This is a genomic window from Marinobacter sp. BW6, from assembly GCF_008107725.1.
Taxonomy (GTDB): Bacteria; Pseudomonadota; Gammaproteobacteria; order Pseudomonadales; family Oleiphilaceae; genus Marinobacter.
Map to the genome: position 1 here is coordinate 1 of NZ_VIRN01000094.1, position 428 is coordinate 428.

At 48.1% G+C, this 428-nt stretch carries 1 protein-coding gene; it reads right to left on the reverse strand.

The window, feature by feature from the left end:
- Positions 1 to 77: 77 nt before the first annotated feature.
- On the reverse strand, positions 78 to 428 hold a 351-nt coding region (locus FMN52_RS19715; RefSeq protein WP_148610309.1), incomplete at its 5' end, for a PTS sugar transporter subunit IIA.

Sequence of the window (428 nt, forward strand, 5' to 3'; positions counted from 1 at the left end):
GAATCAGATTATTCGCCATGTTTGCTGGGCGAGGGGTGAAAATCCGACCGGGGCCAGAGCTCCGGTCGGTGTCATACTTAATGGGGCAAGGCGTTATGCTGCAGAATTTTCAGGAAATCATGTTTGTCGGAGATTAATGACAGTGCGTTAGCGATCAGCTCATCGCTAAATATCGAGGCAATTTCCTTGAGTACGTCAATATGCTCTTTCTCTTTCGCGATCACGCCGATGGCAATAAACATTACATTGCTCCGATCCCAGATTACGCCATCAGGAAACTGATAGATCTCAATCCCGGTTTTAAGGATGATATCCGTCGCGGATTTCGGCAAATGCGGCAGGGTGATGCCATTGCCTAAAAAGGTCGAGACCTGATGTTCACGCTCCAGCAGAAAGTGGACACATTCCTGATTGACATAGCCTTTGGC